Here is a 5,425-nt window from a genome sequence, read left to right on the forward strand (position 1 = left end):
CCCGTCCTCACCCCCACCCGCCCCGGCCAGGTCCTGCGCACCCCGCTCGCGGACGCCCTGCTGATCCACCACCTCAACCCGGTCGGGGAGCGCGTCCAGCTCCTCACCCCGAAGGGCGGCCCCGGGCGGGGAGCCGCCCGGTAGCCCGGCCGGCGCCCGGAGCCGATCGGCGGGAGCCCGGTTCCCGTGAGCCCGCGGACGAGGTCCCGCACGCGGGTGCCGCGCGTGCTCGAGAACGCGCCGGTCTGACGCCTCGTCCGGATCGTGGACGGTCCGTGCCCAGGCCGTGGGACGGTTGTACTGTCCGGGGTATGTCTCGCACCATTCGTCTCGCAGTGATCCCGGGTGACGGCATCGGCCAGGAGGTCGTGGCCGAGGGCCTCAAGGTGCTCCGCGCCGCCCTGCCCTCCGACGCCAAGCTGGAGACCACCGAGTACGACCTCGGTGCACGGCTGTACCACCGGACCGGGGAGACCCTCCCGGACACGGTGCTGGAGGAGCTCAAGGGCCAGGACGCGATCCTGCTCGGCGCCATCGGCGACCCGAGCGTGCCGTCCGGCGTGCTGGAGCGCGGGCTGCTGCTCAAGCTGCGGTTCGCCTTCGACCACCACATCAACCTCCGCCCCGGGAAGCTCTTCCCGAACGTGAAGTCCCCGCTCGCGGGTGACCCGGAGATCGACTTCGTGGTGGTCCGCGAGGGCACCGAGGGCCCGTACGTCGGCAACGGCGGCACGCTGCGCACCGGCACCCCGCAGGAGGTCGCCACCGAGGTCTCGCTGAACACCGCGTTCGGCATCGAGCGGGTCGTCCGGGACGCCTACCGCCGGGCCCAGGCCCGCCCGCGCAAGAAGCTCACCCTCGTCCACAAGAACAACGTGCTGGTGCACGCCGGCCACCTGTGGACCCGGATCTTCGAGCAGGTCGGCCGGGAGTTCCCCGAGGTCACCACCGACTACCTGCACGTGGACGCGGCGACGATCTTCTTCGTCACCCAGCCCGAGCGCTTCGACGTGATCGTCACCGACAACCTGTTCGGCGACATCCTGACCGACCTCGCCGCGGCCGTCACCGGCGGCATCGGCCTGGCCGCGTCCGGCAACATCAACCCGAGCGGCGACTTCCCTTCGATGTTCGAGCCGGTGCACGGCTCCGCCCCGGACATCGCCGGCCAGGGCAAGGCCGACCCGACCGCCACCGTGCTCTCGGTCGCCATGCTGCTGGAGCACCTCGGCTTCGCCGACGAGGCCGCCCGGGTCGAGGCCGCGGTCGCCGCGGACCTCGCCGAGCGCTCCGGTGCCCGCTCCACCTCCGAGGTCGGCGACGCGCTGGCCGCCCGAGTATCCGGCTGACCGGCCGGACGACAACCTCCGGCCAGTGGGCCGGTTCACAGCGAGCACAGCCGCCCGGCTGTTCGGCACGGCCCTCTGGATGCGAGTATCGACAGTGGGCCGTGCCGTCATGCGTTTCCCCCGCCCGACGGTTGCCGGCCCAGCCCAACCCCACGGTGAAGGACAGACAGCCATGAGCACGCCCACCCAGGCGCCCATCACGTTCGACCTCAAGCCCTCCGCGCACCCCCTGTCCGACGAGGAGCGCGAGGCCCGACTGGCCGACCCCGGCTTCGGCCGCGTCTTCACCGACCACATGGTGACCATCCGCTGGACCGAGGGCCGGGGCTGGCACGACGCCCAGCTGACGCCGTACGCGCCGCTGGAGATCGACCCGGCCAACATGACGCTGCACTACGGCCAGTCGATCTTCGAGGGCCTCAAGGCGTACCGGCAGGCCGACGGCTCGATCGCGACCTTCCGCCCCGAGGCCAACGCCGCCCGCTTCCAGGCCTCCGCCCGCCGGCTGGCGATGCCCGAGCTGCCGGTCGAGACCTTCGTGGAGGCCGTCGAGCTGCTCGTCCAGCAGGACCGCGCCTGGGTGCCCAGCCGGCCGGAGCAGAGCCTCTACCTGCGGCCGTTCATGTTCGCCACCGAGGTCGGCCTGGGCGTGCGCCCCGCCAACTCCTACGTCTTCATGATCATCGCCTCGCCGGCCGGCGCGTACTTCTCCGGCGGGGTCAAGCCGGTCTCGGTCTGGCTCTCCGAGGACTACGTCCGCGCCGCCCCCGGCGGCACCGGTGCCGCCAAGTGCGCCGGCAACTACGCGGCCTCGCTGGTCGCCCAGGCCGAGGCCGCCGCCAAGGGCTGCGACCAGGTGGTCTGGCTCGACGCCGCCGAGCACAAGTGGGTCGAGGAGATGGGCGGCATGAACCTCTACTTCGTCCTCGGCGAGGGCGAGGACGCCACCGTCGTCACCCCCGAACTCTCCGGCTCGCTGCTCCCCGGCATCACCCGCGACTCCCTGCTCGCCCTCGCCGCCGACCTCGGCTACGGCACCGAGGAGCGGAGGATCTCCACCGACGAGTGGAAGCGGGGCAACGCCGACGGCACCATCACCGAGGTCTTCGCCTGCGGCACCGCCGCCGTCATCACCCCCGTCGGCCACGTCAAGTCCGCCACCGCCGACTGGACCGTCGCCACCGGCGAGCCCGGCCCGATCACCCTGCGCCTGCGCGAGTCCCTGCTCGCCATCCAGGGCGGCCAGGCCCCGGACGCCCACGGCTGGATGCACACCATCGCCTGACGCCGGACCGTCGGCCCGGGCGTTTCACGGCGGAACGCCCGGGCCCGGTAGCCTCGTCACACTCCACTCGTTGAGCGACTCGGACAAGAAGGAGGGACCATGACCGCCGCGATGCACGACGCCACCGACGTCTGGCGCGGTCCGGAGGACGAACTCCTCGAAGCCTTCCTGGCCCTGGACACCCCGCAGGGGTTCAAGGCCGAGCTCATCGAGGGGGAGATCGTCGTGACGCCACCGCCGGACGGAGACCACGAGACCGCGATCGGCCGGATCGTCAAGCAGGTCTTCCAGCAGTGCGCGGAGGACTTCGACTTCGGGCCGGGGAAGGGCTTGGTGGTGCCGAGCGGCCGGTTCATCCCGGACGGCACGTTCGCCCTGCCCGACGCGATGGCCGGCAAAGGATCGTGGTCCACTCCCGACGGGGTGGTGATGACCGTGGAGGTCACTTCCACGAACCCCGCCAAGGACCGTGGGGCCAAGCGCAGGGGCTATGCCGCGGCAGGGATTCCGTTGTACCTCCTGGTGGACCGGAAGGCCGGTCAGGTCGTGCTGCACAGCCACCCGGAAGGCGGCGAGTACACCGCCACCACCTCCGTCCCGTTCGGTGACCCGCTGCCGCTGCCGAAGCCGTTCGGGTTCGACCTGGCAACGGACCGGCTGGCCTGACCCGTTCCGGATGGCGAGACGCCCCTCCCGGCCCGCCGGGCGTATGCAAGACTGCGAGGGTGTCCTCGCTTTCGCTGATTATTAGCAGCAGGCGCGCCGGTCCGCAGTGACCGCTCCGACGGCAACACCCTGACCGCGGAGCGACCACGAGCGTCCAGACCCGCGCGCAGACCTCTCGCACCCGCGAGGGGTCTTTTGTTTTGCCCCGGACCGGCACCGGGCCCCCACAAGGGGACGGAGACACCGGGGACGCGCGCGGGATGCTGGACAGTGGAGCCGGATTCCGATCCCGGCAGACGCAGTAACTCCACCGAACGGAGAACCCAGGGCCATGACCGAGGCCAACGGCCGTCCCAGCGACGGCTTCCACGTCTTCGACACCACGCTCCGCGACGGTGCCCAGCGCGAGGGCATCAACCTCACGGTGGCGGACAAACTGGCGATCGCGCGCCACCTGGACGAGTTCGGGGTCGGCTTCATCGAGGGCGGCTGGCCGGGCGCCAACCCCCGGGACACCGAGTTCTTCGCCCGCGCCCAGGCCGAACTGGAGTTCCGCAACGCCCAGTTGGTGGCCTTCGGTGCCACCCGCCGGGCCGGCGGCAAGGCCGCCGAGGACCCGCAGCTGGCCGCACTGGTCGCCTCCGGCGCGCCGGTGGTGACGCTGGTGGCGAAGTCGCACGACCGGCACGTGGAACTGGCGCTGCGCACCACGCTGGAGGAGAACCTGGAGATGGTCCGGGACAGCGTGGAGTTCCTGCGCGCCCAGGGCCGCCGGGTGTTCATCGACTGCGAGCACTTCTTCGACGGCTACAAGGCCAACCCGGAGTACGCCCTCGCCGTGGTGCGCACCGCGCACGGGGCCGGCGCGGACGTCGTCGTGCTGTGCGACACCAACGGCGGCATGCTGCCGTCCGGGGTGCGCGAGATCGTCGCCACCGTGCTGGCGGAGACCGGCGCCCGGCTGGGCATCCACGCCCAGGACGACACCGGCTGCGCGGTCGCCAACACGCTGGCCGCCGTCGACGCCGGGGCGACCCACGTGCAGTGCACCGCCAACGGCTACGGCGAGCGGGTCGGCAACGCCAACCTGTTCCCGGTCGCGGCGGCGCTGGAGCTCAAGTACGACCGCCGGGTGCTCCCGGCCGGGGCGCTGGCCGAGATGACCCGGATCTCGCACGCCATCGCCGAGGTGGTGAACCTGGCGCCGTCCACCCACCAGCCGTACGTGGGCTTCTCGGCGTTCGCGCACAAGGCCGGCCTGCACGCCTCCGCGATCAAGGTCGACCCGGACCTGTACCAGCACATCGACCCGGAGCTGGTCGGCAACACCATGCGGATGCTGGTCTCCGACATGGCCGGCCGGGCGTCGATCGAGCTGAAGGGCAAGGAGCTGGGCTACGACCTGTCCAGCGACCGGGACCTGGCCGGCCGGGTGGTGGCCCGGGTGAAGGAGCAGGAGAACCTCGGCTACACCTACGAGGCGGCGGACGCCTCCTTCGAGCTGCTGCTGCGCGACGAGGTGAACGGCGGCGAGAAGCTGCGGTTCTTCGAGCTGGAGTCCTGGCGGACCATCAGCGAGCAGGGCCCGAACGGCTTCGCGGGCAACGAGGCGACCGTCAAGCTGTGGGCCAGGGGCGAGCGGAAGGTCGCCACCGGCGAGGGCAACGGCCCGGTGGACGCGCTGGACCGGGCGCTGCGGACGGCGCTGGAGCCGATCTACCCGGCGCTGGCCAAGCTGGAGCTGGTGGACTACAAGGTCCGGATCCTGGAGGGCCAGCACGGCACCGGCTCGAAGACCCGGGTGCTGATCGAGTCCACCGACGGCACCACGAACTGGTCGACGGTCGGCGTCGCGGACAACGTGATCGCCGCGTCCTGGGTGGCGCTGGAGGACGCGTACACCTACGGGCTGCTGAGGGCCGACCAGCAGCCGTAACGGCGGTCGGTGCGCGGAAGTGCCCAGGGGGCGTGCGGAAGGCTCCGCACGCCCCCTTCTGGCGTGTCCATTACCCCTTCGGGGGCCCCGTCATCGCAGTCGGGCGAGGAGGGCGTGTTCGACGAGGGTGATGAGTGCGCTCTTGGCGCTGTCCCGGCGTCGGGCGTCGAGGGTGATGATGGGGATGTC

The 5,425-nt window shown here is 71.6% G+C and carries 4 protein-coding genes and 1 pseudogene; 4 read left to right on the top strand and 1 reads right to left on the bottom strand.

Annotated features, from left to right (window positions below):
• Positions 1–311: 311 nt before the first annotated feature.
• From OO48_RS33480 to cimA, 4 genes are all read left to right on the top strand, one after another.
• Complete coding sequence (locus OO48_RS33480; RefSeq protein ID WP_033223302.1) at positions 312–1,349, top strand: 3-isopropylmalate dehydrogenase; 1,038 nt, start codon at positions 312–314, stop codon at positions 1,347–1,349.
• 172 nt (positions 1,350–1,521) lie between these two features.
• A complete protein-coding gene (locus tag OO48_RS33485; protein ID WP_033223304.1) occupies positions 1,522–2,634 on the top strand; it encodes a branched-chain amino acid aminotransferase in 1,113 nt (370 codons plus the stop codon).
• A gap of 99 nt (positions 2,635–2,733) precedes the next feature.
• Complete coding sequence (locus OO48_RS33490) at positions 2,734–3,300, top strand: Uma2 family endonuclease (RefSeq protein WP_033223306.1); 567 nt, start codon at positions 2,734–2,736, stop codon at positions 3,298–3,300.
• 331 nt (positions 3,301–3,631) lie between these two features.
• Positions 3,632–5,236, top strand: coding sequence for a citramalate synthase (cimA, locus tag OO48_RS33495; protein WP_033223309.1), 1,605 nt, complete (start codon positions 3,632–3,634; stop codon positions 5,234–5,236).
• 90 nt (positions 5,237–5,326) lie between these two features.
• Here the strand turns inward: cimA and OO48_RS37075 are convergent.
• Positions 5,327–5,425, bottom strand: a pseudogene (locus tag OO48_RS37075) (ATP-binding protein); the annotation flags it as partial.

This window comes from Kitasatospora phosalacinea (assembly GCF_000716545.1).
Taxonomy (GTDB): Bacteria; Actinomycetota; Actinomycetes; order Streptomycetales; family Streptomycetaceae; genus Kitasatospora; species Kitasatospora phosalacinea.